Raw genomic sequence first — 26,742 nt, forward strand, 5'->3', positions numbered from 1 at the left:
TGCCAAGGAAGTGGATCATGAGTGATATCGCGTTAACCGTAAGCGTGTTGGCCCTGGTCGCTGTTGTTGGCCTGTGGATAGGGAATATCAAAATCCGCGGCGTCGGGTTTGGGATAGGCGGGGTGCTGTTTGGCGGCATTTTTGTCGGGCACTTTGCTGACCAGCTCGGGCTGGTGCTGAGCGCCGAAATGCTCCACTTTACCCAGGAGTTCGGCCTGATCCTCTTCGTTTATACTATCGGTATTCAGGTGGGACCGGGGTTTTTCGCGTCTCTTCGGGTCTCCGGCTTACGGCTCAACCTGTTTGCCCTTGGCATTGTGGTGATGGGCGGGCTGGTCACCGCCATTCTGCATAAGATCTTTGCTATCCCTCTGCCCGTGGTGCTGGGCATTTTCTCCGGGGCGGTCACCAACACGCCTGCGCTCGGCGCGGGGCAGCAGATCCTTCGCGATTTGGGTATCGAACCCGGCATTGTCGACCAGATGGGGATGAGCTACGCCATGGCCTATCCGTTTGGCATTTGCGGCATTCTGCTCTCCATGTGGCTGGTCCGCGTCCTGTTTCGCATTAACGTCGATAAAGAGGCGAAGGACCATGAAACCACGCTAACCAACGGCCATATGCCGATCAAAACCATCAATATTCGGGTCGATAACCCTAATCTGAATAATATGGCGATTCAGGACGTGCCGATCCTGAACAGCGCCAATATCATCTGCTCCCGCCTTAAGCGCGACGATATGCTGATGGTGCCCGCGCCCGGCACCGTCATTCAGCAAGGCGATCTGCTGCACCTTGTCGGTCAGCCCGGGGATTTAAATAACGCGCGGCTGGTGATTGGTCAGGAAGTGGATACCTCGCTCTCAACCCGCGGCACCGATATGCGGGTGGAACGCGTTGTGGTGACCAACGAGCACGTACTGAGCAAGAAAATACGCGATCTGCAGGTAAAAGAGCGCTATGACGTGGTGATCTCCCGCCTCAACCGTGCGGGTGTTGAACTGGTCGCCAGCCCGGAGGCCAGCCTGCAGTTCGGGGATATCCTCAACCTGGTCGGTCGCCCCTCGTCCATTGACGCCGTGGCGGATATGGTGGGTAACGCCCAGCAGAAACTGCAGCAGGTGCAGATGCTGCCGGTGTTTATCGGTATCGGGCTCGGCGTGCTGCTCGGTTCTATCCCTGTGTACGTGCCGGGCTTCCCGGTGGCGCTCAAGCTGGGCCTGGCGGGCGGGCCGCTGATTATGGCGTTGATCCTCGGGCGTATCGGCTGCATCGGCAAGCTCTACTGGTTTATGCCGCCAAGCGCTAACCTGGCGCTGCGCGAGCTGGGCATCGTGCTGTTCCTTGCGGTGGTCGGGCTGAAGTCCGGCGGGGATTTCGTCGACACCCTGATCAAGGGCGAAGGGATGAGCTGGGTCGGTTACGGCATATTTATCACGGCTATTCCTTTGCTGACGGTGGGCATACTGGCGCGGATGTTCGCCAAAATGAACTACCTGACGCTGTGCGGCATGCTGGCGGGTTCCATGACCGATCCGCCCGCGCTGGCCTTTGCCAACAACCTGCACGCCACCAGCGGCGCGGCAGCGCTCTCCTATGCCACCGTCTACCCGCTGGTGATGTTCCTGCGCATCATCACTCCACAGCTACTGGCGGTGCTGTTCTGGGGGATGAGCTAGTAAATCTTCCTGGTGGATGCGCCGCAAATGGTAGTCCACCTGGTAATCACTGGTATTTCGGAACATCACGGAATAATTAAGGAACTCGCCGCTGTCGCTGTAGGAAAGCGAGGTGATACGCAGCAGCGGCGTCTGTTCCGGCAGGTTCATATAACCGGCCAGCTGTTTATCGGCCAGCACGGGCGTCAGGCTCTCGTAGTTGCCGCTGATGGTGATCCCGCACTCCTTCTCGATGTAATCAAACTTTGACCCTTCAAGATGCGCCAGCGACAGGTTGCGAAACAGCTTCACCGGCATAAAGCTGTCCTCCAGCATCAGCGGTTTTCCGTCCACGTAGCGCACCCGTCTGGAAAAGTAGATCCGCTCATCCACCTGAATCCGCAGCTGGCTGGCGATGGCGGGCGGGGCGGGCATCACTTCGAATTGTAAGACCTTACTCTGCACCTCTTTTCCCTGCTGACGCAACACCTCCACCAGCCCGGTCAGGTTGGTAGTTTCGTGGTGAACGTCTTTGCGTGACACAAACGTTCCGCTGCCGTGTCGGCGCTCAACCAGCCCCCAGCTCACCAGCAGATCCAGCGCCTTGCGGATGGTCATTCGCGCCACGCCAAACTCCTGCGCCAGCGCTTTCTCGCCCGGCAGCGGGCTGCCGATGTTGTAGTCCGACGAATTCAGCCGCAGCCGCAATCTGTCAGCAATGGATTTGTAGATCACCAATAGACCTCTCTGCCCTTATCAGGGCGTGGATGGCGTCCTGACATGTCCATATTTACCGTAAAAAGTAGACCTGATTGGTCAAAATAAAACCATGAATGCGATCACGAATCGCAGCGGCACGCCATGTTCGCGCATCAGTAAGTTCTTATGCTCACCTCAGGCCAGCAAAAAACCATAAAGGCCTCTACCCCTACAGGTTGTTTCATGAGGATTTAAAAATGCTCAGTCAAATACAACGTTTTGGCGGTGCCATGTTTACCCCGGTGTTGCTGTTTCCGTTCGCCGGGATCGTGGTGGGAATCGCCATCATGCTTCGCAACCCGCTGTTTGTCGGCGAAGCCTTAACGGCCCCCGATCATCTTTTCGCGCAGATTGTTCACATCATTGAAGAGGGCGGCTGGGCGGTGTTCCGCAATATGCCGCTGATTTTTGCCGTCGGCCTGCCGATTGGCCTGGCGAAGCAGGCCCAGGGCCGTGCCTGTCTGGCGGTGCTGATTAGCTTCCTGACCTGGAACTACTTCATCAACGCGATGGGGATGACCTGGGGCCACTTCTTTGGCGTCGACTTCTCCGCCGAACCGACGGCCGGTAGCGGGCTGGCGATGATTGCCGGCATCAAAACGCTCGATACCAGCATCATCGGTGCAATCGTGATTTCAGGCATCGTCACCTCCATCCACAACCGCTATTTTGACAAGCCGCTGCCGGTGTTTCTGGGGATTTTCCAGGGCAGCTCGTTTGTCGTTATCCTCGCGTTCTTCGTCATGATCCCCTGCGCCTGGCTGACGCTGCTGGGCTGGCCGAAAGTGCAGATGGGCATTGAGTCCCTGCAGGCGTTCCTGCGCTCTGCCGGGGCGCTGGGCGTGTGGGTCTATACCTTCCTGGAACGCATTCTGATCCCAACCGGATTGCACCACTTCGTCTACGGTCCGTTCATCTTCGGCCCGGCGGCGGTTGAGGGCGGGATTCAGGTCTACTGGGCGCAGCATCTGCAGGAATTCAGCCAGAGCACCCTGCCGCTGAAAACCCTCTTCCCGGAAGGCGGCTTCGCGCTGCACGGCAACTCAAAAGTGTTCGGTTCGATCGGGATTGCGCTGGCGATCTGGTACACCGCGTCGCCGGAAAACCGCGTCAAGGTCGCGGGGCTGCTGGTTCCGGCCACGCTTACCGCGGTGCTGGTGGGCATTACCGAACCTCTCGAATTCACCTTCCTGTTTATCTCGCCGCTGCTGTTTGCCGTTCACGCCGTGCTGGCGGCGACCATGGCGACGGTGATGTACGCCTTCGGCGTGGTCGGGAACATGGGCGGCGGCCTGCTGGACCAGTTCCTGCCGCAAAACTGGATCCCGATGTTCCACAACCACGCCTCGACGGTGTTCACCCAGATCGGCATTGGCGTCTGCTTCACCGGAATTTACTTCGTGGTCTTCAAAACGCTGATTGCGCGTCTGAACCTGAAAACGCCGGGCCGGGAAGAGAGCGAAATCAAACTCTACAGCAAGGCCGACTATAAGGCGGCCAGCCAGCAGGTCGGACAGGCCGCCGGGTTCCTGCAGGCGCTTGGCGGCGCGGCCAACATCGAAAGCATCAACAACTGCGCCACCCGCCTGCGTATCGCCCTGGTCGATATGGCGAAAACGCAAAGCGATGACGTCTTCAAAGCCCTCGGCGCCCACGGCGTGGTGCGACGCGGCAACGGTATTCAGGTGATTGTCGGCCTGCACGTTCCTCAGGTGCGCGACCAGCTGGAATCGCTGATGAAAACCCCTTTAACGAATGAACAAACCACCCTGACAGAGGCTATATCATGAAAAAATTCTCAGTTGTCATTGCAGGCGGCGGCAGCACCTTTACGCCTGGTATCGTCCTGATGCTGTTAGCCAACCGTGACCGTTTCCCGCTGCGCGCCCTGAAGTTTTATGACAACGACGGCGCGCGTCAGGAGACCATCGCCGAAGCGTGCAAAATCATCCTTAAGGAGCAGGCTCCGGAGATTGAATTCAGCTACACCACCAATCCGAAAGCGGCGTTTACCGATGTCGATTTCGTAATGGCGCATATCCGCGTGGGCAAATACCCAATGCGTGAAAAAGATGAAAAAATCCCGTTGCGCCACGGCGTGCTGGGCCAGGAAACCTGCGGCCCGGGCGGCATCTCCTACGGCATGCGCTCTATCGGCGGCGTGCTGGAGCTGGTGGATTACATGGAGCAGTACTCCCCAAACGCGTGGATGCTGAACTACTCCAACCCGGCGGCGATTGTCGCGGAAGCCACGCGCCGCCTGCGTCCGAACGCCAAAATCCTCAACATCTGCGATATGCCGATCGGCATTGAAGGGCGCATGGCGCAGATAGTCGGCCTGAAGGACCGCAAAGAGATGCGCGTGCGCTACTACGGCCTGAATCACTTCGGCTGGTGGACGTCGATTGAAGACCTGAACGGCAACGATCTGATGCCGAAGCTGCGCGAATACGTGGCGAAAAACGGCTATGTTCCGCCTTCGGAAGATGCGCACACCGAAGCGAGCTGGAACGATACGTTCGCCAAAGCCAAAGACGTGCAGGCGCTGGATCCGGACACCATGCCGAACACCTACCTGAAGTATTACCTGTTCCCGGACTACGTGGTCGCGCATTCCAACCCGGAACGCACCCGCGCCAATGAGGTCATGGATCACCGTGAAAAGCATGTGTTCAGTTCCTGCCGGGCGATTATCGAGGCGGGCAAATCCTCCGCCGGTGAGCTGGAAATTGATGAACACGCGTCGTACATCGTCGATCTGGCGACCGCCATTGCCTTTAACACCCAGGAGCGGATGCTTCTGATTGTGCCAAACAACGGGGCCATCCATAACTTCGATGCCGACGCGATGGTTGAGATACCGTGCCTGGTGGGCCATAACGGTCCTGAGCCGCTTACGGTGGGCGATATTCCACACTTCCAGAAAGGGCTGATGAGCCAGCAGGTAGCGGTGGAAAAACTGGTGGTGGATGCCTGGGAGCAGCGCTCGTACCAGAAACTCTGGCAGGCGATTACCCTGTCGAAAACCGTGCCGAGCGCGTCCGTCGCGAAAGCGATTCTGGATGACCTGATCGAGGCCAACAAGGATTACTGGCCAGAGCTGCACTGATCGTCCTGACCGACATCGCCCGATGTCGGTCTCCTTGTCCTTGTCGATTTACGCTATGCTGAAGCCTGCCCGTAGCTCGACAAGGAACCTTCATGAAAATTTCCCGCCTCGGCGAAGCGCCGGACTACCGCTTCTCGCTGGCTAATGAACGCACGTTTTTAGCGTGGATCCGCACCGCGCTGGGATTCCTTGCCGCAGGGGTGGGTCTCGACCAGCTCGCGCCTGATTTTGCCACGCCGCTGATTCGCGAGGTGCTTGCGCTGCTCCTGTGCCTGTTCGCGGGCGTGCTGGCGGTTTACGGCTACCTGCGCTGGCTGCGCAATGAGAAGGCGATGCGTCTGAAGCAGGATCTGCCCTATACGCACGGGTTATTCATCATCAGCGCGGTTTTGCTGGCGGTGGCGGGCGTGGTGATGGTGCTGGTGTTCTATGGCGGATAGCCGCAAAGCGCGACGGGAAGCGGACCCCGGCCTGCAGCCGGAGCGGACGTCGCTCGCCTGGCTGCGCACGCTGCTGGGGTATGGCGCGCTGATTGCCCTGGCGATTAAGCACAACTGGCACCGCACCGGGGTGCCGTTCTGGATCTCGCTTGTTGTGCTGGCGCTGGTGGCGATCGTTTTATGGCGCTATACCCGCAGCCGTAAGCTGATGGACGTGGCGCAGAACGACTTTGTGCAGCCGAAGGCGGTGCGGGATAAGTTCCTGATTGCGCTGGCCGTGCTGTCTCTGTCTTTACTCTTCGCAGTGACTCACATTCAGCAAATTGTGGGCTTTTAAAGCCCGGTGGCAGCTACGCCTTACCGGGCCTACGATTAGCGGCCTTTTGCTAAATACTTCGCCATCTCGTCTTCCGGCACCATCCCGCCGCCGGTCGCCCACACCAGGTGGGTAACGTTCGCACCGGCACTGACGCGCAGCGGCCCGGCCATCCCCGCCAGCGCCGACGGTTCCAGACGAATGCCTTCCTCCTGCGCCAGCCAGCCGAGCATGTCGTACATGCTCCGATCGGAAAGCGTATAGAACCCGTCGAGCAGGCGCTCCATCGCGCGACCCACGAAGCCGGAGGCACGCCCTACCGCCAGCCCGTCCGCCGCCGTCACGTTATCAATGCCCAGGTCCTGTACGGCAATCTCGTCGTGCAGGCCGGTGTAAACCCCCAGCAGCATGCACGGGGAGTGCGTGGGCTCCGCGAAGAAGCAGTGGACGTTGTCGCCAAAGGCCAGCTTCAGGCCAAACGCCACGCCGCCGGGGCCGCCGCCGACGCCGCACGGCAGGTAGACGTATAGCGGATGCTCCGCATCCACCACGCGGCCCTGTGCGGCAAACTGCGCCTTCAGCCGCTCGCCCGCCACCGCATAGCCCAGGAACAGGGTGCGGGAGTTTTCATCGTCAATGAAGAAACAGTTAGGATCGCTTTCCGCCGCTTTGCGTCCCTGCTCCACCGCCACGCCGTAATCCTGCTCGTATTCCACGACGATCACGCCGTGGCTACGCAGTTTGGCTTTCTTCCACTCGCGGGCGTCGGCGGACATATGCACCGTCACCTTAAAGCCGATGCGGGCGCTCATAATGCCGATGGACATACCCAGGTTGCCGGTTGAGCCCACGGCGATGCTGTACTGGCTGAAGAAGTCCTTAAAGCGCGGCTCCAGCAGAACGCTGTAGTCGTCTTCAACGCTCAGCAACCCGGCTTCCAGCGCCAGTTTTTCCGCGTGGGTCAGCACCTCATAGATACCGCCGCGCGCTTTAATCGAGCCGGAGATCGGCAAATGGCTGTCTTTTTTCAGCAGCAGGGTGCCGGGAATGGCCTTGCCGGACTCTTTCTCCAGCCGCGCCTGCATTGCCGGAATCGCGACCAGTTCGGATTCAATAATCCCGCCCGTTGCCGCCGTCTCCGGGAAGGCTTTCGCCAGATAAGGCGCGAAGCGTTTCAGGCGAGCATGGGCGTCGTCCACGTCGGCTTTGGTCAGCCCAACATAGGGCAGCCCTTTAGCCAGCGTGGTGGTACGCGGGTTAAGCCAGGTGGTTTCTTTCAGGGCAATCAGATCCTCAACCAGAGGAAACTGTGCGGTTAAAGTAGTGATAGTTGCGTTTTCCATAATACGTCTCTTCGCGCTCAGATAATGAAAGAAAGCAGGAATGTGCCGCCAAGTGCAAGCACCGAGGCGATAAACGTCGCCGTCGTATAGTATTTGAAGGTCTCATTCAGGGTCGCGCCGCAGTATTGCTTCACCAGCCAGAAGAGGGAATCGGTTACGATTGTGCAGCCAATGGCGCCGGAACCGATGGCAATGGTGATGATCTCCGGGCTCACGTTCGGGTAGAGCGGCAGCATCGGCGCGACTATCGCCGTGGCGCCCATCATCGCGACCGTGGCGGAGCCTACGGCGGCATGCAGCACCAGCGCCACTAGCCAGGCGAGCAGGATAGGGTGCATGTGCAGGTTCGATAGAATATGCGCCAGCGAGTCCGCCAGCCCGCTGGTTTTCAGGATGGCGTTAAACGCGCCCCCCGCGCCGATAATCAGCAAAATGTTGGCGATAGAGCCGAAGCCATGCTCTGTATGGGTTAGCATCGCGCCCATGCCCATATGCTGGCGGATGCCCAGCAGGTAGTAGGCGACAAACACGGCGATAAACATCGCGGTGATCGGGTTGCCGATAAACTCCAGCAGCGTATACAGCGTGCCTTCTTTTGCCATATTCAGCTCGGCAATGGTTTTCACCAGCATCAGGGCAATCGGCAGCAGCACCGTGAACAGCGTGGCGCCCAGCGACGGCAGGGTGTGCTCTTCCCGCACCTTCAGGTCTGAAAATTCCGCCGGAACCGGTTTAAACGGCAGACGGTTGCCGAGCAGTTTCAGGAACAGCGGGCCGCCGACCAGCGAGGCCATCAGGCCTACCATCAAACCGTAGACAATGACCGTTCCGACGTCCGCGCCTAATTTATTGGTCACAAACAGCGCGGCCGGATGCGGCGGCACCACGCAGTGCACCGCCATCAGCGCGGTACAGAGCGGAATGGCCAGCTTGAGCAGCGACGTGTTGGTCTTTTTGGCGATGGAAAACGCCAGCGGGATCAGCAGTACCACGCCCACTTCCACAAACAGCGTAATGCCGCAGATCAGGCCCACCAGCACCATAATCACGTCCGCCGACAGCCAGCGGCAGCGCTGCAGCGCGATCCCGATGCGCTCGGCCGCGCCGGAAACCTCCATCATCTTGCCGAGAATGGTTCCAAGGCCAATAACCGCCGCCAGGAAGCCCAGCGTGCCGCCAATCCCGCTCTCGATGGCGTTTACCATATCCAGCGGGCTCATTCCCATCATTGCACCGACGAAAAAGCTCGCCAGCAGCAGCGCGAGGAATGGGTGAAACTTCAGTTTTACGATGGTTAAAACAATCAACACGATGCTGACAAGCAGCGTTGCCACAACCCAGACCTGAGATCCCATATCTCACCTCATCCTTATGTCATCTGGGGGTATTGGACGAAAAAGCGGCGTGGGCTGACAAACGATATAAATTGGCGTTCAGGTGAGCCAGATTGAATCAACTGAGTGACTATGCTCTAAAAAACGTACTTAATTTGAATTAGGGTCACATAAATTCACCCAGGAACGGTATGCTGAGCGCAGAAAACACGCGCGAGAATTGTGATGACCGATGCAAATGAAGCCAGAAACCGGCCATTAAACGGCTGGCAGCTGTCGAAAATGTACACCTTTGAAGTCGCGGCCCGGAATGAATCCTTCGCGCTGGCGGCGGAGGAACTGTCGCTAAGCCCCAGCGCGGTAAGCCACCGCATCAACCTGCTGGAAGAAGAGCTGGGTATTCAGCTGTTTGTCCGTTCGCACCGTAAAGTCGAGCTGACGCAGGAGGGAAAGCGCGTTTACTGGACGCTAAAATCGTCCCTCGACACCCTGAATCAGGAGATCCTGGATATCAAAAACCAGGCGCTGTCCGGCACGCTGACGGTCTACTCCCGGCCGTCGATCGCCCAGTGCTGGCTGGTACCCATGCTGGGCGACTTTACCCGCCGCTATCCGTCAATATCGCTCACCGTCCTGACCGGTAATGATTACGTCAATATGCAGCGAACGGGTGTCGATCTGGCGCTCTATTTCGACGATACGCCGCCAAACCATCTGTCTCATCACTTCCTGATGGACGAAGAGATTTTGCCCGTCTGCTCGCCGCAGTATGCCCGCGAGCATGAGCTGTTGAAAAACCCCGATAACCTCAGCCACTGCACGCTGCTGCATGACCGTCAGGCCTGGAGTAATGATTCCGGTACGGATGAGTGGCTGAGCTGGGCGCAGCACTTTGCGGTGAATATGCCGCCATCATCGGGAATTGGTTTCGATCGTTCCGATTTGGCGATCATTGCGGCCATTAATCACGTCGGCGTCGCGATGGGCAGAAAGCGGCTGGTGCAAAAACGGCTTGAACGGGGCGAACTGATCGCTCCGTTTGGTGACAAGACCCTGAAATGTCATCAGCACTACTATATTTCGACGCTTTCTGGCCGGCAGTGGCCGAAAATAGACGCCTTTATCGGCTGGCTGAAAGAACTGGCAGGTTGAAGAATTATTACGCTTTCGCTCTACACCAAATGTGAAAAAGCGTGCTAAATACAGGTAATGCTTTCGATTTATCCAGGGTAAACCGTGTTAAAGCCTTTTATTGCCTCTGCATTACTGATCTCTTCCGGCTGGGCGATGGCCGCTGAGCCGCCGCTGACGGCTGCCCGTTATGCGCAGCAGCTGGGCGTCGGGATGGATGTGGACTGGGCGCGCACCGAGCGCGGCATACGTGAATTCGACCCGCTGGTGGTCCGCGATTTTCGTGCAAAAGGCATTACCCACGTGCGCATCCGCGTGGCCGATGAGCCGACGGAAGCGCGGTTAATTCACCTGCGCAAGCTGGTAGAAGCCTGCGAGCAGTATGGCGTGATCCCGATAATTGCTTATCAGGCTGATGAATATAAAAACGACCCGAAAGCCGATAACGAGAAAGAGACGGTCAACTGGTGGATTGCCGTGGCACACTATTTCGGCCAAAGCTATCCGCAGCTGGGTTTTGATCTCATCTATGAGCCGGCCGACAAGCTTAACCACAGCCTGGCGTCGCTAAACCGCGTGTATGAAAAATCTATTAAAGCGATCCACGACATCGACCCCCAGCGCATGATCTTTATTGCGCCGCGCCTGCGTGCCGCACCGGAGGATTTATCCAGCCTGAAGCTGCCTGCGCATAGTCAAAACTACCTGCTGGCGGAGTGGCATATTTTCCCGTGGGGGCCGCTGAAAAATGGTGGTAAATACCCGTGGACGTCCGGCACGGCGGCGGAGAAAGCGGCTATCCGTAACCGCATCAATGCCGCGCTGCACTGGCAGCAAAAAACCGGGCACGTTAGCTGGGTCGGGGGCTGGGGCGTGGGAGAATCAAGCCGCTTTACGCCAACCGCCTCGCAAATAGCGTTCGCTACCTTTATGGCCTGCGAGCTGCAAAAGGCGAAAATCCCGTATGCGCTTAACGCGGATTTCCAGTTTTACGACGGGGAAGAGGGCGCCTGGCGGCCTGCGCCAGAGCCGTTATTGCAGGCGATGATCGCCCCTGTCTGTGAAAAGCCCGGCGAGAAGCCGGGCCATCATGCGGTTAAACCGGCTGCTCGTGATGCGGGACACGCGACGCCAGCGGCAGCCAGCACAGTAAAATCAGCAGCCCCATCAGCGTCATCAACAACCCCAGACTAGCCTGCCCGGTCTGCGGCATCATCGCCGACAGCCAGGCCAGCGCGCCGGAACCGATGTTCTGCAAACCGCCCACCAGCGCGCCCGCCGTACCTGCGAGGAACGGGAACGGCTCCATCGCGCCGCTGGTGGCGAGCGGGAACAGCATCCCCGCGCCGAAGAAGAACAGCGCCGCCGGGATGAGCAGCGTCCAGACGGTCATCACGCCAAACAGCCCCGGGATCCACATCATCAGACCCGCCAGCATACAGCTGATCACCGACTGCCACATCAGGGTGGAGAAGCGCTTGTTTGGTCGCCCGGCAAACCACGCGCCGAAGAACGCCGCCGGGATCGGCAGAATAAACAGAATGCTCACGACCATACTGCTCAGGCCAAGACCCGCGCCCAGCAGCACGCCGGAGCAGGCTTCAAACACCGCGATGCCTGCCAGGCCGCCGATGAGCATCAGCAGGTAGCAGGTAAACGCGCCGTTGCCGAACAGCGTTTTATAGCTGGCGATAAGCTTCGTGCGCGGCGCGTCCTGCGGCCGCGTTTCCGGCATCCAGCGCGCCATGCTGAAGGTGACAATCATGCAGAGCACCAGCAGGAAGGCGTAGCAGGCGCGCCAGGACCACATAGTGTCCAGCAGGCCGCCAATCAGCGGGGCCAGCAGTGGGCTCACCAGAATCCCCATATTCAACAGGCTGTTGGCATGACGAAGCTGAGTGCCCTGATACATATCGCGCGGTAGGGTTCGCGCCATTACCCCGCCGACGCCGGTCCCGACGCCCTGCAGGGCGCTGGCGGCAATCAATACGGTCAGGCTGTGGGTGGTCATCGCAATCACGGTCGCCACCATGAAAATGCACATACCGACTAAAATCACCGGACGGCGTCCGATACGGTCGGAGAGCGGTCCATAGAACAGCTGCGAAACGCCATAGGTCAGCAGGTAGGCTGCCATCACGCTTTGTACTGCGCCCTCGCGGACGTTTAATTCCTTTGCCATGTCGGCAATCGCCGGAATGTAGATGGTTTGCGCCATCTGACCGACGGCCACCAGTAACACCAGCATCAACAATAAGTTAACGTTCCTTTGTTTTTTCATGTCGCTGAATACTTTTGCCAAAAGAGAAAAATGTAGAATAAGTAACTGCGCATTCCCATAAATGCGCGAGGAATCTACCACAGAGAGATGACAAATTAAGCATTGTCGTGGTGAATGAAAAAAACGTGAAAGGCAGGATTTGTAAACAATAACGGCAACTAATGTTGCCAGTGATTTACGCCAGGCGCAGCAGAATGGCGCCGCCGGCGATACCCAGTGCCGCCGCGATGCGCAGGCCCGCAACCTTCTCTTTTAAAAGGATAAAAGCGATCAGCACGCCAAAGAGTATGGAGGTTTCACGCAGCGCCGCGACTACCGCCAGCGGCGCCTGCGTCATTGCCCACAGCGCCAGACCGTAAGAGCCCATGGTGCCAACCCCGCCGAGCAGCCCCTTTTTCCAGTGCAGGCGCAGGTAGCCGGACGCCTCGCGCCGACGCGCCACCATCGCCCAGCCGAGCAGGCAGAAGCCGTTCATAAAGAAGGTCCATAGCGTATAGCCCAGCGCGGTGTCCGACAGCCGCACGCCGGTGCCGTCCACCAGCGTATACCCGGCAATAAAGCAGGCATTCAGCAGCGCCAGCCAGATCCCTTTGCGTGACTGCATGCGCCCGTTCATCGCCATCGCCAGAATCGACAGGCAAATTACCCCGATGCCGGACCAGGCGAGCCAGGAGAGACGATCGCCGAGCGCCAGCACGCTGATCAGCGCCACCAGCAGCGGGGCGGTGCCGCGCATCAGCGGATAGGTCTGGCTCATATCGGAAACCTGATAGGTCTTCGCAACCAGCACGGTGTACACCACCTGTAGGGCGCAGGAGACAATCAAAAACGGCCAGCTTTCTGCTGAAGGTTGTGGGGAAAACGGCAGTAAGACCAGAGCGATAACCGTGGCGGATCCGCTGACGCTTATTGCGGAATAGAGCTTGTCCGTTCCGGCCTTAACGATGGCGTTCCAGCTGGCATGCAGCAGCGCGGCGAAGAGCAAAATGCAGAATACGGTGATGGTCATGGCGTATCGGGTGGTGAATTGTCACTCAACTGTAACATTCACGCCCTGAAGCTGCCAGCCGCTTACACCGCACAAAAAAGGCGGTGCGTCACCCGCGGTTCGTCCGAGACCAGCGTAAATCCTGCCTGGCGATAAAACCCGTAGGCAGCGTCCGGCGCATGGGTATTGAGGAAATCAAACCAGATGCTGGCATCGGCCATCACCACGGTCAAAAGCTGCTTGCCAATTCCCAGCCCGCGGCACTTTTCGCTGACGTAGAGATGGCGAATACGTCCGGCGCGCGGCTGCTGGCTGAACGGATCGCGATTCAGACCGCACACGCCGACCAGCTTGCCGTTGAGAAACGCGCCTAACAGCTTTTCGCCCGGCGCGTTAAAGCGGTTCTCACCCCGCTGCCAGCTCTCTTCGAGCCTGCGCAGCATATTGAAATTCAGTGCAATACTTTCCGCCTTCAGGGCGATATACCCCGGCTCGTCTGGCGTGACAGGCTCAATTAACAGACGCGACATAGCATTCCCTCGTTATTAAAGAGGGGCGGTTGCCCGCCCCTCTCAGGTGCGACTTGAACCTGAATTACCGAACGAATTTCAGGACAGCATCAAGCAGTTGCAGTACAGCAACAATGAGTTTGAGGATAAGTATCACCATATCCACTACGCTCATACGCGTCTCCTTTTGGTTAAAAGGAGCACGATGCTGGCGTACCTTTCCGCCGCCTGTTGCCAGCACCTGGATTGACGTAACACAGTGTGCTCACTTCAGAGGGTTAAGGCACTGACGGCACCACCCGTTTCAGCCAGGACTTCGTTGCGCCGGTAGAACTGCGGCCCCCTCGCTCACTGCGAACACCCTCAGTATAGATAAATACTGTACGTATGAACAGTATTTTGTGGACAAAATCTGGATGGCGATCCATACTCAAAAACGTCAAAATCCGTGCCTCAATTGCGCGTTCGTCTTCGATCGCGTATACTTTTTTGCGTTGACGTAACACAGTGTGTTCTGCGGCGACCAACCGCAAAACCCTGATAAAAACCTCGCTTAGGCGGGGTTTTTTGTTTTCATCACCCAACAAACGAAACGTGATCCCTGACGCATTTTTGCGCAGATGAAAATTTTTCCATTGTCACGCCCGAAAACCTGTGTTTGTATAAATTCAATCAATGAATCCAAACACAGGTCCCCAATGACTTCATCCATCTTCACTTCGACCCTACTAAAAACTGCGCAACCAGCCGCAGTGGTCGTCGTGCGTGTGGTGGTGGTCGTCGGCAATGCGCCGTAGGGACTGGATCAACACACGAATCCAAAACCCCGCCGGCGCAAACCGGGCGGGGTTTTTCGTTTAGGACCCTCCCCGGAAAGTCGGCCCAGAAGAAAAGGACTGGAGCATGGCAAGTTCGGGCACAACATCCACCAAGACGCGTTTTACCGGCGCGCAGCTGATCGTTCATCTGCTGGAGCGACAGGGCATCACCACGGTTGCGGGCATCCCCGGCGGCACGGTGCTGCCGCTGTACGATGCGTTAAGCCAAAGCACGCAGATCCGCCACGTGCTGGCGCGTCACGAGCAGGGGGCAGGCTTTATCGCTCAGGGCATGGCGCGTACCCAGGGTAAACCGGCGGTCTGTATGGCCTGCAGCGGGCCGGGCGCAACCAACCTGGTGACCGCCATCGCCGACGCGCGCCTCGACTCCATTCCGCTGATCTGCATCACCGGCCAGGTGCCGTCCTCGATGATCGGCACCGATGCGTTCCAGGAAGTGGATACCTACGGCATCTCTATCCCCATCACCAAACATAACTATTTAGTTCGCGATATCAGCGAGCTTCCTCAGGTTATCAGCGATGCGTTCCGCATTGCGCAGTCCGGCCGCCCGGGCCCGGTGTGGATAGACATTCCTAAGGATGTCCAGACCGCAGAAATTGAGATCGACGTTCTGCCGGAGCCGGGTGAGCGAGCCCCCGCGCCGGAATTCAGCGCTGAGAGCGTGCGCGACGCTGCCGCCATGATTAACGCCGCCAAACGCCCGGTGCTCTATCTGGGTGGCGGGGCGATTAACGCCGCAGATGAAATCCGCGAGTTTGCAGAAAAAGCCAACCTGCCGACTACCATGACCCTGATGGCGCTCGGCATGCTGCCAAAAGCGCACCCGCTGTCCCTGGGCATGCTGGGGATGCACGGCGCGCGCAGCACCAACTACATCCTGCAGGAGGCGGATTTGCTGATTGTTATGGGCGCGCGTTTTGATGACCGGGCGATTGGCAAAACCGAGCAGTTCTGCCCGAATGCGAAAATCATTCACGTGGATATCGATCGCGCCGAGCTCGGCAAAATCAAGCAGCCGCACGTGGCGATTCAGGGGGATGTGGCGGAAGTACTGACGCAGCTGATCCCGCAAACCGACGCAACCGACCGCGCCGACTGGCGTCAGCTGGTGGCCGATCTGCAGCGCGAGTTCCCGGGTGCCATCCCAACCGAAGGCGACCCGCTGAGCCACTATGGTCTTATCAACGCCGTGGCCGCCTGCGTGGACGACAGCGCGATTATCACCACCGACGTCGGCCAGCATCAGATGTGGACCGCGCAGGCCTACCCGCTGAACCGTCCGCGCCAGTGGCTGACCTCCGGCGGTCTGGGAACCATGGGCTTCGGCCTGCCTGCGGCGGTCGGTGCAGCGCTCGCCAACCCGGACCGCAAGGTCATCTGCTTCTCCGGTGACGGCAGCCTGATGATGAACATTCAGGAAATGGCGACCGCGGCCGAAAACCAGTTAGACGTGAAAATCATCCTGATGAATAACGAGGCGCTGGGGCTGGTGCACCAGCAGCAGAGCCTGTTCTACAAGCAGGGCGTGTTTGCGGCGACCTATCCGGGGATGATTAACTTTATGCAGATTGCCGCCGGCTTTGGCCTGCACACCTGCGATCTGAACGCGGAAGAGGATGCCCATGCGGCGCTGCAGGCGGCGATTTCTCGTCCGGGCCCGGCGCTGATCCACGTCCGTATCGACCCTGAACAAAAAGTGTACCCGATGGTGCCGCCGGGTGCGGCAAATACTGAGATGGTGGGAGAATAAGCCATGCAGAAACAACATGATAACGTCATTCTGGAACTCACCGTCCGCAACCATCCCGGCGTCATGACCCACGTCTGCGGGCTGTTTGCCCGTCGGGCGTTTAACGTGGAAGGCATTCTCTGTCTGCCGATTCAGGGCAGCGAGCACAGCCGCATCTGGCTACTGGTCAACGATGACCAGCGTCTGGAGCAGATGATGGCGCAGATTGACAAGCTGGAGGACGTCACCAACGTGGCGCGCAACCAGTCCGATCCCACCATGTTTAACAAAATTGCGGTGTTTTTCGAATAGATCGCTCATTGCTTGAACACCCGCGCGCTTATCGTTAAGGTAGGCGCGTTTTTTTATCCGCCCGCCAGGAACGCGCCATGACCACCATCGCCCTTATCGACGACCACCTTATCGTCCGCTCCGGATTTGCCCAGCTTCTGAACCTCGAACCGGATTTTCAGGTGGTGGTCGAGTTTGGCTCCGGTCGCGAGGCGCTGGCGGGCCTGCCGGGACGCGGGGTGCAGGTCTGTATCTGCGATATCTCGATGCCGGATCTCTCCGGGCTGGAGCTGTTAAGCCAGCTGCCGAAAGGGATGGCGACGATCATGCTGTCGGTTCACGACAGCCCGGCGCTGGTCGAGCAGGCCCTTAACGCGGGCGCGCGCGGCTTCCTTTCCAAACGCTGTAGCCCGGACGAGCTGATTGCCGCCGTGCGCACCGTCTCCACCGGCGGCTGCTACCTGACGCCGGATATCGCCATCAAGCTGGCGGCCGGCAGGCAGGATCCGCTCACCAGACGCGAGCGTCAGGTGGCTGAGAAGCTCGCGCAGGGGATGTCGGTGAAAGAGATTGCGGCTGAGCTGGATTTGTCGCCAAAAACCGTGCATGTCCATCGCGCCAACCTGATGGAAAAACTTAACGTCAGCAACGACGTCGAGCTGGCGCGCCGCATGTTCGACAGCTGGCAATGAGTTCCGCTTTTTCACGGCTGATCGCCGTCGTCGCCAGCTTTTTTATCTTCTCCGCCGCGTGGTTCTGCCTGTGGAGCATTAGTCTGCATCTGGTGGAGCGCCCGGAGCTGGCGGTGCTGCTGTTTCCATTCGGCCTGCGTCTGGGGCTGATGCTGCAATGCCCGCGCGGCTACTGGCCCGTTTTGCTCGGGGCAGAGTGGCTGATGCTGGTCTGGCTGGCTCAGGAGGTTGCCCTCGCGCATCTTCCCTTATTGATGACCGGAAGCCTGCTCACGCTTCTCCCTGTTGCCCTCATTTCCCGCTATCGTCACCAGCGCGACTGGCGCACCCTGCTGCGGCAGGGGGCGGCGCTGATTGCCGCCGCACTGCTGCAGTCCCTGCCGTGGATTGGCGAGAAAGAGATGCTCAACGCCCTGCTGCTGACCCTCACCGGTGGCCTGACGCTGGCACCCACCTGCCTCGTGATCTGGCACTACCTCACCAGCACCGTCTGGCAGCCGCTTGGTCCGGGGCTGGTGTCCCAACCGGTGAACTGGCGCGCCCGGCATCTCATCTGGTATCTGCTGCTGTTCGTGGTGAGCCTCTGGCTTCAGCTGGGTTTGCCCGCCGAGCTTTCACGCTTCACGCCGTTTTGCCTTGCGCTGCCGATTATTGCTCTGGCCTGGCACTATGGCTGGCAGGGGGCGCTGATCGCCACCCTGATGAACGCCATCGCGCTGATCGCCAGCCAGACCTGGCACGACCATCCGGTGGATTTGCTGCTCTCGCTGCTGGCCCAGAGTCTGACCGGGCTGCTGCTCGGCGCGGGCATTCAGCGCCTGCGCGAGCTGAACCAGTCCCTGCAGACCGAGCTGGCGCGCAATCGCCGTCTGGCTGAACGCCTGCTGGAGACGGAAGAGAGCGTGCGGCAGGAGGTGGCCCGCGAGCTGCACGATGATATCGGCCAGACGATCACCGCCATCCGCACCCAGGCGGGCATTGTCCAGCGTCTTGCGGCGGAAAATGCGGGCGTGAAGCAGGGCGGGGCGCATATCGAGCAGCTTTCACTTGGCGTATATGACTCGGTGCGACGCCTGCTCGGCAGGCTGCGCCCGCGCCAGCTTGACGACCTGTCGCTGGAGCAGGCGGTACGCTCCCTGATGCGCGAGATGGAGCTGGAAAGCCGCGGCATTGTCAGCCATCTCGACTGGCGAATTAACGAATCTGCCCTGAGCGAAGGCCAGCGCGTGACGCTGTTCCGCGTCTGTCAGGAGGGGCTGAACAATATCGTCAAACACGCCAGTGCCAGCGCGGTCACGATACAGGGCTGGCAGCAGGACGAGCGCCTGATGCTGGTGATTGAAGACGACGGCTGCGGCCTGCCGCCGGGCTCCGGCCAGCAGGGCTTTGGCCTGGCGGGCATGCGCGAGCGCGTCAAGGCGCTGGGCGGCACGCTGAACCTTTCCTGTACCCACGGGACGCGCGTCAGCGTCAGTTTGCCGTTAAGGACGCATCATGTTTAAAACCCCAGCCAGCGCAGCCCCATTAAGCAACAAAGCGGAAATCGACGCCCGATACCGCTACTGGCGACGTCATATTCTGATTACTATCTGGCTCGGCTACGCGCTGTTCTACTTCACCCGCAAAAGCTTCAACGCCGCCGCGCCGGAGATCCTCGCCAGCGGCGTGATGACGCGCACCGATATCGGCCTGCTGGCGACGCTGTTTTACATCACCTACGGCCTGTCGAAGTTCTTCTCCGGTATTGTTAGCGACCGCTCTAACGCCCGCTATTTCATGGGCGTTGGGCTGATCGCTACCGGGGTGGTGAACATCCTGTTTGGTTTCTCCACATCGCTTTGGGCCTTCGCCCTGCTGTGGGCGCTGAACGCCTTCTTCCAGGGCTGGGGCGCGCCGGTCTGCGCCCGCCTGCTCACGGCGTGGTACTCGCGCAACGAGCGCGGCGGCTGGTGGGCCGTCTGGAACACCGCGCACAACGTCGGCGGGGCGCTGATCCCGATGGTGGTCGGCGCCGCGGCGCTGCACTACGGCTGGCGCGCGGGGATGATGATTGCAGGTGGCCTCGCCATTCTCGCCGGGCTGTTCCTCTGCTGGCGCCTGCGCGACAGGCCGCAAACCGTTGGCCTGCCTGCGGTGGGCGACTGGCGGCACGACGAAATGGAGATTGCCCAGCAGCAGGAGGGGGCGGGGCTGACCCGTAAGGAGATCCTCACCAAATACGTGCTGAAAAACCCGTACATCTGGCTGCTGTCGCTCTGCTACGTGCTGGTCTACGTGGTGCGCGCGGCCATTAACGACTGGGGCAATCTGTACATGTCCGAGACGCTCGGCGTTGACCTGGTCACCGCTAACTCGGCGGTGACGATGTTCGAACTGGGCGGGTTTATCGGCGCGCTGGTAGCGGGCTGGGGTTCGGATAAGCTGTTCAACGGCAACCGCGGCCCGATGAACCTGATTTTTGCCGCCGGGATTTTGCTCTCCGTCGGCTCGCTGTGGCTGATGCCGTTCGCCAGCTACGTGATGCAGGCAGCGTGCTTTTTTACCACCGGCTTCTTCGTCTTTGGCCCGCAGATGCTCATCGGCATGGCAGCGGCGGAGTGTTCCCACAAAGAGGCGGCAGGCGCGGCGACGGGCTTTGTGGGGCTGTTTGCCTACCTTGGCGCATCGCTCTCCGGCTGGCCGCTGGCGCGGGTGATCGATATCTGGCACTGGAGCGGTTTCTTCGCGGTGATCGCCATCGCGGCGGGAATTTCCGCCCTGCTGCTGCTGCCTTTCCTGCACGCGCAGGCCCCGCGCGAGATGGGTGAAGCGTGATGCGCCTCACCTTTCTGGCCCGAGTGGCGTAAAACTAAGAAATTTTCCCGGTTTTACCTGGACGCTGTCTCAGGCATCTCTCCTGGCTGATTTTTACAATGCCTGCCATTCGCAGGTAAAAATCAGCTCAGGAGCAAACCATGCTGGCCTTCCTCAACCAGGTGCGCAAACCGACCCTGGATCTGCCGCTCGACGTGCGGCGCAAAATGTGGTTCAAACCGTTCATGCAGTCCTATCTGGTGGTCTTTATCGGCTACCTGACCATGTACCTGATCCGCAAAAACTTTAACATCGCGCAGAACGACATGATCTCCACCTACGGGTTGAGCATGACGCAGCTGGGGATGATTGGCCTGGGCTTCTCCATTACCTACGGCGTGGGGAAAACGGTTGTGTCCTACTACGCGGACGGCAAAAACACCAAGCAGTTCCTGCCGTTTATGCTGATCCTCTCCGCCATCTGTATGCTCGGCTTCAGCGCCAGCATGGGCGCAGGGTCTGTCAGCCTGTTCCTGATGATCGCCTTCTACGCCCTGAGCGGCTTCTTCCAGAGTACCGGGGGGTCGTGCAGCTACTCCACCATCACCAAGTGGACCCCGCGCCGCAAGCGTGGTTCGTACCTCGGCATGTGGAACATCTCCCACAACCTCGGCGGAGCGGGTGCGGCAGGCGTGGCGCTGTTTGGCGCAAACTATCTGTTCGACGGCCATGTGATCGGCATGTTTATCTTCCCGTCGATTATCGCCCTGATTGTCGGCTTTATCGGCCTGCGCTACGGCAGCGACTCCCCGGAATCGTACGGCCTCGGCAAAGCCGAAGAGCTGTTCGGCGAGGAGATCAGCGAAGAGGACAAAGAGACCGAAGAGAACGAGATGACCAAATGGCAGATCTTTGTTGAGTACGTGCTGAAAAACAAAGTGATCTGGCTGCTGTGCTTCTCAAACATCTTCCTGTACGTGGTGCGCATCGGCATCGACCAGTGGTCCACCGTGTACGCCTTCCAGGAGCTGAAGCTCTCTAAAGAGGTGGCGATTCAGGGCTTCACCCTGTTCGAAGTGGGCGCGCTTGTCGGCACCCTGCTGTGGGGCTGGCTCTCTGACCTCGCCAACGGCCGTCGTGCGCTGGTGGCCTGCGTCGCGCTGGCGCTGATTATCGCCACACTTGGCGTCTACCAGCATGCCAGCAACCAGTACGTTTACCTCGCATCCCTGTTCGCGCTTGGCTTCCTGGTGTTTGGTCCGCAGCTGCTGATCGGCGTGGCGGCAGTGGGCTTCGTACCGAAAAAAGCGATCGGCGCTGCCGATGGGATTAAAGGCACCTTCGCCTATCTGATCGGCGACAGCTTCGCCAAGCTGGGTCTGGGGATGATCGCTGACGGTACGCCAATTTTCGGCCTCACCGGCTGGGCGGGCACCTTCGCGGCGCTGGATGCGGCAGCGATCGGCTGTATCGTCCTGATGGCGATGGTCGCGGTGCTGGAGGAACGTAAAATTCGCCGTGAGAATCGTGCGCAGAAATTAAAAACAGCCTGAGTGTGCAGGTAACGTCTTTGCCCGGTGTGTGATGCCGGGCTTTTTTATTTCCGCCGACGGCATTAATACCTTATCCCCCGTCCCGCAACGTCTTTTCAGTGCACTATTCTGGTTCTGCCCGCTGTTGACGCCGTGCGTTTCCCGCTATGATGAGCGGCTAGTCAAAGGAGAACGCATGGTCTGGATAATGCTGGCAACGCTTGCCGTGGTGTTTGTGGTGGGATTTCGCGTCCTGACCTCAGACTCCCGCCGCGCCATCAAACGTTTAAGTGAGCGTCTGGGCATCACCCCGATGCCGGTTGAGTCGATGATCGATCAGTTCGGCAAAATGCCGGGCAATGAGTTTATCCGCTACCTTGAGCGCCCGGACGAAGCGCATCTGCAAAACGCCGCGCAGGTGCTGCTGATCTGGCAGGTCTGCATTGTCGACGCCAGCGAGGAGAACCTGCACGCCTGGCACCGCATGCTGCGAAAAGCCCGCCTTGCCGCACCCATTACCGATGCGCAAATTCGTCTGGCGCTTGGCTTCATGCGGGAGATGGAGCCCGATCCGCAGGAGCTGAACGCCTTCCAGCTACGCTACAACCAGCTCTTCCTGCCGGAAGAGGGTGTGTTTTATCTGCACTGATCCCCTCTAAAAACCACAAAAGTTGTCAAATCGTTAAATCCGTCACACTTTTGATGATAAACTGCGCGACTTTTCCGCACGTTTTTATCTTCAGGTGACGCCATGACAGAACATATCCAGCCCACGACCAGACCGCAGACCAAAGAGGTTTCACGCCCCAACTGGTCGGCGGTTTTCTCCGTGGCGTTCTGCGTCGCCTGCCTGATTACCGTTGAGTTTCTGCCGGTGAGCCTGCTGACACCGATGGCGCAGGACCTGGGCATTTCCGAAGGCGTGGCGGGGCAGTCCGTTACCGTCACCGCGTTTGTGGCGATGTTTGCCAGCCTGTTTATCACCCAGGTGATTGGCACCATCGACCGTCGCAAAGTGATCATTCTGTTCAGCGTGCTGCTGACGCTCTCCTGCCTGCTGGTCTCCTTCGCAGAAAGCTTCACCCTGCTGCTGCTGGGCCGCGCCTGTCTGGGACTGGGGCTCGGCGGCTTCTGGGCGATGTCCGCCTCGCTGACCATGCGCCTGGTGCCTGCGCGCACCGTGCCGAAAGCGCTGTCCGTCATCTTTGGCGCGGTCTCCATCGCGCTGGTGATTGCCGCGCCGCTGGGCAGCTTCCTGGGCGGGATTATCGGCTGGCGTAACGTCTTTAATGCGGCGGCGGTTATGGGCGTGCTTTGCGTTATCTGGGTGTGGAAGGCGCTGCCGTCCCTGCCTGGCGAAGCGGCGCACCACAAACAGAACATGTTTAGCCTGCTGAAGCGTCCCGGCGTGCTGGCGGGGATGACCGCGATCTTTATGTCCTTTGCCGGGCAGTTTGCCTTCTTTACCTATATCCGCCCGGTGTTTATGACCATGGCGGGCTTTGACGTAGACGGCCTGACGCTGGTGCTGCTGAGCTTCGGTATCGCCAGCTTTGTCGGTACCTCGCTTTCGTCCCAGTTCCTGAAGCGCTCCCTGAAAGTGGCGCTGGCGGGTGCGCCGCTGGTGCTGGCTGCAAGCGCCGCGGTGCTGGTGCTGTGGGGTAGCGATAAGTGGGTCGCGTCTGCCATTGCGATTATCTGGGGCTTTGCCTTTGCGCTGGTGCCGGTGGGCTGGTCGACGTGGATCACCCGCTCACTTGCCGATCAGGCGGAAAAAGCCGGGTCGATTCAGGTGGCGGTGATCCAGCTGGCAAACACCTGCGGCGCGGCGATTGGCGGCGTGGCGCTCGACCACCTGGGGCTGACGTCACCGCTGGTGATTTCAGGCGCGCTGATGCTTTTGACCGCGCTGCTGGTGGCGGGCAAGGTTAAAGCACGTTGATTGATAAATAGTCACTTCATCGATATACTTGTACCGTAACTTGTACAGGAGGGAATATGCAGGTTGTGACGTTTACCGAAGCACGAAGCCGACTCAAAGATGTGTTGGACGACGTGAATGACAACGTGGAGACAACCATCATCAGCCGCCGAAACGGGGGTGACGCGGTGGTTATGTCTCTGCAGCACTACAACTCGATGATGGAAACCATCCATCTGATGAGTTCGCCTGCTAACGCCAGCCGACTGATGGAGTCAATCGCACAGGCAAATACCGGAAAAACCACGCAGAGGGATCTGATAGATGACCAGGCTACTGATTTGGACTGATAACGGCTGGGATGATTACCTGTGGTGGCAGGAGCAGGACAAGAAAACGCTTCGCAGAATCAATAAATTGATTGAAGATGCGAAGCGTCAACCTTTCGATGGCCTGGGTAAGCCGGAACCCCTTAAAGGTAACCTTTCCGGATACTGGTCCCGTCGAATCAATGATACCGATCGTCTGGTTTACGGGGTGTCAGATAGCGCTCTTACTATTTTAATGTGCCGCTATCACTATTATTCGTAGATCACGCCGATGTCCTCACCCGTCTTCTTGAATCCATCGAAATCAGTACAACCGACGACACGATCAGCAGCGTCCCCAGCCAGTCCGGCAGGGTGAACGCCACGCCCAGCAATATCACCGACAGCAGCGCGCTGCTCAGCGGCTCGGCGCAGCTCAGAATGCTCGCTTTCGGCCCGCCGATCGTCTGCGCGCCTTTCAGATACAGGCTGAACGTCAGCGCTGTGCCGATCACGACCAGGTAGAAAAACGCCAGCAGCAGGCTGCCGTCAATGACGAAGGTCGTCCCGCGCCCGGCGTAGAACGGCGTCAGCATTAACCCGGCAATCAACATACTCCAGCCGACAATCGGCAATGTGCCATAGCGGGCAATTAGCGTTGACGGATAGGTAGTGTAAAACGCGGCGGCAAACGCCGAAGCGATGCCGAAGAACAGCGCGGCTGGCGAGATGGAGAGCGAGGTTGGATCGCCGTGGGTCACCAGCAGGAACGTCCCGACCAGCGAGGTCACAATCGCGGATAAAACAAACACGCCGGGGCGCTTTTTCCGCGCCAGCGCGAACCACGCCACGATAATGGTTGGTGACAGAAACTGCAGAACGGTAGCGGTCGCGGCGTTGGATTTTTCAATCGTCAGCAGGAAGGTGAGCTGCACGGTGAGCGCGCCGACCAGCGAGAAAAACAACAGGCTGAGGGCGTCTTTGCGATGTTTGATGACCGAGAAAATCTTGTCGCCGTGAACGAAGGAGAGCGTCAGCAGGATCACGCCGGTAAACAGCAGGCGAACCATGGTCAGGTAAGGCGAAGAAATGTGGCTTTTCTCCATGATGTACTGCGCGCAAACGCCGGAACTGCCCCATAAAACGGCGGCGATCAGGACGTTCAGCATCCCTTTACGTGTGGAACCCATGTTCTCCCCTGCGATGTTGGTTTTTTTCTAGCATAACATGGGAGCTTGCCGGGTGGCGCTACGCTTACCCGGCCTACAAAACCTTGTAGGCCCGTGCAAGCGCAGCGCCGCCGGGCGAAACAAACGGCGCTGTACTAGAACCACGCCTCCCACATCGCGCCGACGTTGAAGTCGTCGAGCGTTTCGTCTTTGGTGTTGTTCACGCGCGCGGTGCGTGCGTTATCCACTTTGCCGCCGGTCACGTAGAAGCGCAGCATCGGACGGAACTCTGGCCCCATGGCGATAGACATGTTCTGCGACAGGGTCAGCTTCCAGCCCTTGTTGTCGCCGCCGTTGTCGTAGTCAACGTGCTGCCAGCCTGCTTCCAGCCAGGTGGAGTGAACGTCGTTCCACCAGTGCATCGGACGCACGATAGCGTTGTAGTTCTTACGGTTATCGGTCTTATCGCGGCTGTTGTCGTAGTCGTGGAAGGCGAGGATGTACTCCACCTGGGTGGCCTGGGTGAATTTGTACAGCCCTTCGAAACTGGCGTAGACCGTGGTCAGGTCTTCGGTTTTATTGAACACGCTGTTGTCCGAATTATCGGAGTAGCGGGCGATCACCTTGTTCACGCCGCTGTCGTTGGTGTGGCTCAGCACCACGCCGCCCTGCCACGCGTTCAGACGTTCGTCGCTCTCCACCGCTTTGGAGTCAAAGCCGTAGTTGGCGTAAAGCTCCATGTCGATCGGTCCGAGCTTCATGCCGTGGATTTTAGAGGTGGCCGCGTAGTTACCTTTGTCGCCCGTGCCGGACCCGCCGGTACAGGTGATGCGCGACGGGTTGGCTTCATCTTCCATCACTTCCGGGCTACAGGATTCCACCGCCGCCACGGCGGCGACGTCAAACTGCACGCCGCCGATGTCGAAGTTCTTCACCCCGGCGCCCTGGCCGTCGTGGTTCATCCAGAAGTAATCGTTGATGCCCTGCTGCGGACGCTGGTGGAAGTCACGACCGGCCCAGAAATAGGCGTTCGGGTTGGAGGCCATAATATTGGTCACCCCGGCGTAGGCTTTTTTCAGGTTAACTTCGTCGCCCCAGTGGTCGATCATCACGTTGATGTCCCAGATGGCGCCGTTTTCGCCTTTAAAGGCCTTGGAAAGCTGGAATTCCCCGCCGTTGCCTTCGTTGCCCAGACGACCAATGGCGGACGCGCCGTTATATGAACCGTCCACCGCCACGTATTTCTGATCGGCGGCCTGGTAGTGCGCGCCGTATCGGGCGTAGCCGGTAAATTTAACCCCAAACGGAATCGCCATATCCGGAGATTGCGCCGCGCTTTGCGGCTCGGTCACCACGTCCGCTTTTTTCGCGACGGCAGCATCCATTTTGGCCTGACGTTCAGCCAGGGCTTTATCCACCGCTTTCGCCACAATGGCGTCGATTTGTTCCTGCGTGAATTCCTGTGCGAGCACGGAAATTGGGCAAAGCGCGGCGATAACCGCCATGGTTAATGGAAGTTTTTTAATCGTATTCATGGTTATCTCAATATAGTTTAATTTTATTCAGACAATAACCATCCCGCTCCGATCTGACAGAA

At 58.9% G+C, this 26,742-nt stretch carries 27 protein-coding genes; 18 read left to right on the forward strand and 9 right to left on the reverse strand.

Going from position 1 to position 26,742, the window contains the following annotated elements:
* Positions 1-17 precede the first annotated feature (17 nt).
* Complete coding sequence (locus tag UR504_RS16100) at positions 18-1,679, forward strand: putative transporter (protein ID WP_302237075.1); 1,662 nt, start codon at positions 18-20, stop codon at positions 1,677-1,679.
* Here UR504_RS16100 and UR504_RS16105 read toward each other — a convergent pair.
* Positions 1,647-2,393, reverse strand: coding sequence for a GntR family transcriptional regulator (locus UR504_RS16105; protein ID WP_111964249.1), 747 nt, complete (start codon positions 2,391-2,393; stop codon positions 1,647-1,649). The genes UR504_RS16100 and UR504_RS16105 overlap by 33 nt on opposite strands.
* 221 nt (positions 2,394-2,614) lie before the next feature.
* Here UR504_RS16105 and UR504_RS16110 point away from each other — a divergent pair, with 221 nt between their 5' ends.
* From UR504_RS16110 to UR504_RS16125, 4 genes are all read left to right on the forward strand, one after another.
* Complete coding sequence (locus UR504_RS16110) at positions 2,615-4,207, forward strand: alpha-glucoside-specific PTS transporter subunit IIBC (protein ID WP_302237080.1); 1,593 nt, start codon at positions 2,615-2,617, stop codon at positions 4,205-4,207.
* A complete protein-coding gene (locus UR504_RS16115; RefSeq protein WP_271369067.1) occupies positions 4,204-5,526 on the forward strand; it encodes a 6-phospho-alpha-glucosidase in 1,323 nt (440 codons plus the stop codon). The genes UR504_RS16110 and UR504_RS16115 overlap by 4 nt, the downstream gene beginning before the upstream one ends.
* A 92-nt stretch (positions 5,527-5,618) precedes the next feature.
* Positions 5,619-5,966: a YidH family protein gene (locus tag UR504_RS16120; protein WP_302237083.1), complete on the forward strand. Its 348-nt coding sequence runs from the start codon at positions 5,619-5,621 to the stop codon at positions 5,964-5,966.
* Positions 5,956-6,303: a DUF202 domain-containing protein gene (locus tag UR504_RS16125; protein ID WP_302237085.1), complete on the forward strand. Its 348-nt coding sequence runs from the start codon at positions 5,956-5,958 to the stop codon at positions 6,301-6,303. Before UR504_RS16120 ends, UR504_RS16125 begins: the two co-directional genes overlap by 11 nt.
* A gap of 35 nt (positions 6,304-6,338) precedes the next feature.
* Here UR504_RS16125 and dsdA read toward each other — a convergent pair whose 3' ends face one another.
* Together dsdA and dsdX are read right to left on the reverse strand one after the other, a co-directional pair.
* Complete coding sequence (gene dsdA, locus UR504_RS16130; protein ID WP_115876758.1) at positions 6,339-7,625, reverse strand: D-serine ammonia-lyase; 1,287 nt, start codon at positions 7,623-7,625, stop codon at positions 6,339-6,341.
* A 17-nt stretch (positions 7,626-7,642) separates the two neighbouring features.
* A complete protein-coding gene (gene dsdX / locus UR504_RS16135) occupies positions 7,643-8,980 on the reverse strand; it encodes a D-serine transporter DsdX (RefSeq protein WP_115876757.1) in 1,338 nt (445 codons plus the stop codon).
* A 204-nt stretch (positions 8,981-9,184) separates the two neighbouring features.
* On the opposite strand from dsdX, the gene dsdC reads away from it, so the two are divergent.
* Positions 9,185-10,111 carry a DNA-binding transcriptional regulator DsdC gene (dsdC, locus tag UR504_RS16140; protein ID WP_302237090.1) on the forward strand — a complete coding sequence of 309 codons (927 nt, stop codon included), beginning with the start codon at positions 9,185-9,187 and terminating at the stop codon, positions 10,109-10,111.
* A gap of 84 nt (positions 10,112-10,195) precedes the next feature.
* On the forward strand, positions 10,196-11,284 hold the full coding sequence (locus UR504_RS16145) for a cellulase family glycosylhydrolase (RefSeq protein ID WP_115876755.1): 1,089 nt from the start codon (positions 10,196-10,198) through the stop codon (positions 11,282-11,284).
* On the opposite strand, the gene emrD is transcribed toward UR504_RS16145, so the two are convergent.
* The 4 genes from emrD to tisB form a co-directional block, all read right to left on the reverse strand.
* Positions 11,187-12,371, reverse strand: a complete 1,185-nt coding sequence (gene emrD, locus UR504_RS16150) for a multidrug efflux MFS transporter EmrD (RefSeq protein ID WP_115876790.1) — start codon at positions 12,369-12,371, stop codon at positions 11,187-11,189. The genes UR504_RS16145 and emrD overlap by 98 nt on opposite strands.
* A 175-nt stretch (positions 12,372-12,546) precedes the next feature.
* Complete coding sequence (locus tag UR504_RS16155) at positions 12,547-13,380, reverse strand: EamA family transporter (protein WP_115876754.1); 834 nt, start codon at positions 13,378-13,380, stop codon at positions 12,547-12,549.
* 62 nt (positions 13,381-13,442) lie between these two features.
* A complete protein-coding gene (locus UR504_RS16160; RefSeq protein WP_021242692.1) occupies positions 13,443-13,889 on the reverse strand; it encodes a GNAT family N-acetyltransferase in 447 nt (148 codons plus the stop codon).
* Positions 13,890-13,953: 64 nt separating this feature from the next.
* Complete coding sequence (gene tisB / locus UR504_RS21580; RefSeq protein ID WP_008500146.1) at positions 13,954-14,043, reverse strand: type I toxin-antitoxin system toxin TisB; 90 nt, start codon at positions 14,041-14,043, stop codon at positions 13,954-13,956.
* Between the two features lie 523 nt (positions 14,044-14,566).
* Here tisB and ivbL point away from each other — a divergent pair.
* From ivbL to UR504_RS16215, 11 genes are all read left to right on the forward strand, one after another.
* Entirely contained in the window at positions 14,567-14,665 is a 99-nt protein-coding gene (gene ivbL, locus UR504_RS16165; protein WP_057979964.1) for an ilvB operon leader peptide IvbL, read from the forward strand.
* A 106-nt stretch (positions 14,666-14,771) separates the two neighbouring features.
* On the forward strand, positions 14,772-16,460 hold the full coding sequence (gene ilvB, locus UR504_RS16170; RefSeq protein ID WP_115876750.1) for an acetolactate synthase large subunit: 1,689 nt from the start codon (positions 14,772-14,774) through the stop codon (positions 16,458-16,460).
* 3 nt (positions 16,461-16,463) lie between these two features.
* On the forward strand, positions 16,464-16,751 hold the full coding sequence (ilvN, locus tag UR504_RS16175) for an acetolactate synthase small subunit (RefSeq protein WP_008500144.1): 288 nt from the start codon (positions 16,464-16,466) through the stop codon (positions 16,749-16,751).
* Positions 16,752-16,828: 77 nt separating this feature from the next.
* A complete protein-coding gene (gene uhpA / locus UR504_RS16180) occupies positions 16,829-17,422 on the forward strand; it encodes a transcriptional regulator UhpA (protein ID WP_274241465.1) in 594 nt (197 codons plus the stop codon).
* Positions 17,419-18,924 carry a signal transduction histidine-protein kinase/phosphatase UhpB gene (gene uhpB, locus UR504_RS16185; RefSeq protein ID WP_302237110.1) on the forward strand — a complete coding sequence of 502 codons (1,506 nt, stop codon included), beginning with the start codon at positions 17,419-17,421 and terminating at the stop codon, positions 18,922-18,924. Before uhpA ends, uhpB begins: the two co-directional genes overlap by 4 nt.
* The gene (locus tag UR504_RS16190) at positions 18,917-20,236 is read left to right on the forward strand and encodes an MFS transporter (RefSeq protein ID WP_111964259.1); all 1,320 of its coding nucleotides are present in this window, start codon (positions 18,917-18,919) and stop codon (positions 20,234-20,236) included. The genes uhpB and UR504_RS16190 overlap by 8 nt, the downstream gene beginning before the upstream one ends.
* A gap of 140 nt (positions 20,237-20,376) precedes the next feature.
* The gene (gene uhpT, locus UR504_RS16195) at positions 20,377-21,768 is read left to right on the forward strand and encodes a hexose-6-phosphate:phosphate antiporter (protein WP_045895418.1); all 1,392 of its coding nucleotides are present in this window, start codon (positions 20,377-20,379) and stop codon (positions 21,766-21,768) included.
* 175 nt (positions 21,769-21,943) lie between these two features.
* Positions 21,944-22,396: a DUF1198 domain-containing protein gene (locus tag UR504_RS16200; RefSeq protein ID WP_115876746.1), complete on the forward strand. Its 453-nt coding sequence runs from the start codon at positions 21,944-21,946 to the stop codon at positions 22,394-22,396.
* 102 nt (positions 22,397-22,498) lie between these two features.
* Positions 22,499-23,689: a purine ribonucleoside efflux pump NepI gene (nepI, locus tag UR504_RS16205; protein ID WP_302237119.1), complete on the forward strand. Its 1,191-nt coding sequence runs from the start codon at positions 22,499-22,501 to the stop codon at positions 23,687-23,689.
* Between the two features lie 56 nt (positions 23,690-23,745).
* Positions 23,746-24,018 carry a type II toxin-antitoxin system Phd/YefM family antitoxin gene (locus UR504_RS16210; protein WP_041911702.1) on the forward strand — a complete coding sequence of 91 codons (273 nt, stop codon included), beginning with the start codon at positions 23,746-23,748 and terminating at the stop codon, positions 24,016-24,018.
* Positions 23,993-24,259: a Txe/YoeB family addiction module toxin gene (locus UR504_RS16215; RefSeq protein WP_041911701.1), complete on the forward strand. Its 267-nt coding sequence runs from the start codon at positions 23,993-23,995 to the stop codon at positions 24,257-24,259. Before UR504_RS16210 ends, UR504_RS16215 begins: the two co-directional genes overlap by 26 nt.
* Position 24,260: 1 nt before the next feature.
* Here UR504_RS16215 and UR504_RS16220 read toward each other — a convergent pair whose 3' ends face one another.
* The gene (locus UR504_RS16220; RefSeq protein WP_127729044.1) at positions 24,261-25,166 is read right to left on the reverse strand and encodes a DMT family transporter; all 906 of its coding nucleotides are present in this window, start codon (positions 25,164-25,166) and stop codon (positions 24,261-24,263) included.
* Between the two features lie 134 nt (positions 25,167-25,300).
* Positions 25,301-26,680 carry a carbohydrate porin gene (locus tag UR504_RS16225; RefSeq protein ID WP_320739893.1) on the reverse strand — a complete coding sequence of 460 codons (1,380 nt, stop codon included), beginning with the start codon at positions 26,678-26,680 and terminating at the stop codon, positions 25,301-25,303.
* Positions 26,681-26,742: the final 62 nt, after the last annotated feature.

Origin of the sequence: Enterobacter sp. 241F3, from assembly GCF_034106785.1 — a bacterium.
Taxonomy (GTDB): Bacteria; Pseudomonadota; Gammaproteobacteria; order Enterobacterales; family Enterobacteriaceae; genus Enterobacter; species Enterobacter vonholyi.

Coding starts and splice junctions, on each gene's coding strand:
- ilvB (WP_115876750.1), top strand. CDS start 14,772: ATGGCAAGTTCGGGCACAACATCCACCAAGACGCGTTTTACCGGCGCG.
- UR504_RS16120 (WP_302237083.1), top strand. CDS start 5,619: ATGAAAATTTCCCGCCTCGGCGAAGCGCCGGACTACCGCTTCTCGCTG.
- tisB (WP_008500146.1), bottom strand. CDS start 14,043: ATGAGCGTAGTGGATATGGTGATACTTATCCTCAAACTCATTGTTGCT.
- uhpA (WP_274241465.1), top strand. CDS start 16,829: ATGACCACCATCGCCCTTATCGACGACCACCTTATCGTCCGCTCCGGA.
- ivbL (WP_057979964.1), top strand. CDS start 14,567: ATGACTTCATCCATCTTCACTTCGACCCTACTAAAAACTGCGCAACCA.
- dsdC (WP_302237090.1), top strand. CDS start 9,185: ATGACCGATGCAAATGAAGCCAGAAACCGGCCATTAAACGGCTGGCAG.
- dsdX (WP_115876757.1), bottom strand. CDS start 8,980: ATGGGATCTCAGGTCTGGGTTGTGGCAACGCTGCTTGTCAGCATCGTG.
- UR504_RS16215 (WP_041911701.1), top strand. CDS start 23,993: ATGACCAGGCTACTGATTTGGACTGATAACGGCTGGGATGATTACCTG.
- UR504_RS16155 (WP_115876754.1), bottom strand. CDS start 13,380: ATGACCATCACCGTATTCTGCATTTTGCTCTTCGCCGCGCTGCTGCAT.
- UR504_RS16110 (WP_302237080.1), top strand. CDS start 2,615: ATGCTCAGTCAAATACAACGTTTTGGCGGTGCCATGTTTACCCCGGTG.
- UR504_RS16100 (WP_302237075.1), top strand. CDS start 18: ATGAGTGATATCGCGTTAACCGTAAGCGTGTTGGCCCTGGTCGCTGTT.
- emrD (WP_115876790.1), bottom strand. CDS start 12,371: ATGAAAAAACAAAGGAACGTTAACTTATTGTTGATGCTGGTGTTACTG.
- uhpB (WP_302237110.1), top strand. CDS start 17,419: ATGAGTTCCGCTTTTTCACGGCTGATCGCCGTCGTCGCCAGCTTTTTT.
- UR504_RS16125 (WP_302237085.1), top strand. CDS start 5,956: ATGGCGGATAGCCGCAAAGCGCGACGGGAAGCGGACCCCGGCCTGCAG.
- ilvN (WP_008500144.1), top strand. CDS start 16,464: ATGCAGAAACAACATGATAACGTCATTCTGGAACTCACCGTCCGCAAC.
- UR504_RS16200 (WP_115876746.1), top strand. CDS start 21,944: ATGGTCTGGATAATGCTGGCAACGCTTGCCGTGGTGTTTGTGGTGGGA.
- UR504_RS16210 (WP_041911702.1), top strand. CDS start 23,746: ATGCAGGTTGTGACGTTTACCGAAGCACGAAGCCGACTCAAAGATGTG.
- UR504_RS16220 (WP_127729044.1), bottom strand. CDS start 25,166: ATGGGTTCCACACGTAAAGGGATGCTGAACGTCCTGATCGCCGCCGTT.
- dsdA (WP_115876758.1), bottom strand. CDS start 7,625: ATGGAAAACGCAACTATCACTACTTTAACCGCACAGTTTCCTCTGGTT.
- nepI (WP_302237119.1), top strand. CDS start 22,499: ATGACAGAACATATCCAGCCCACGACCAGACCGCAGACCAAAGAGGTT.
- UR504_RS16190 (WP_111964259.1), top strand. CDS start 18,917: ATGTTTAAAACCCCAGCCAGCGCAGCCCCATTAAGCAACAAAGCGGAA.
- uhpT (WP_045895418.1), top strand. CDS start 20,377: ATGCTGGCCTTCCTCAACCAGGTGCGCAAACCGACCCTGGATCTGCCG.
- UR504_RS16160 (WP_021242692.1), bottom strand. CDS start 13,889: ATGTCGCGTCTGTTAATTGAGCCTGTCACGCCAGACGAGCCGGGGTAT.
- UR504_RS16115 (WP_271369067.1), top strand. CDS start 4,204: ATGAAAAAATTCTCAGTTGTCATTGCAGGCGGCGGCAGCACCTTTACG.
- UR504_RS16225 (WP_320739893.1), bottom strand. CDS start 26,680: ATGAATACGATTAAAAAACTTCCATTAACCATGGCGGTTATCGCCGCG.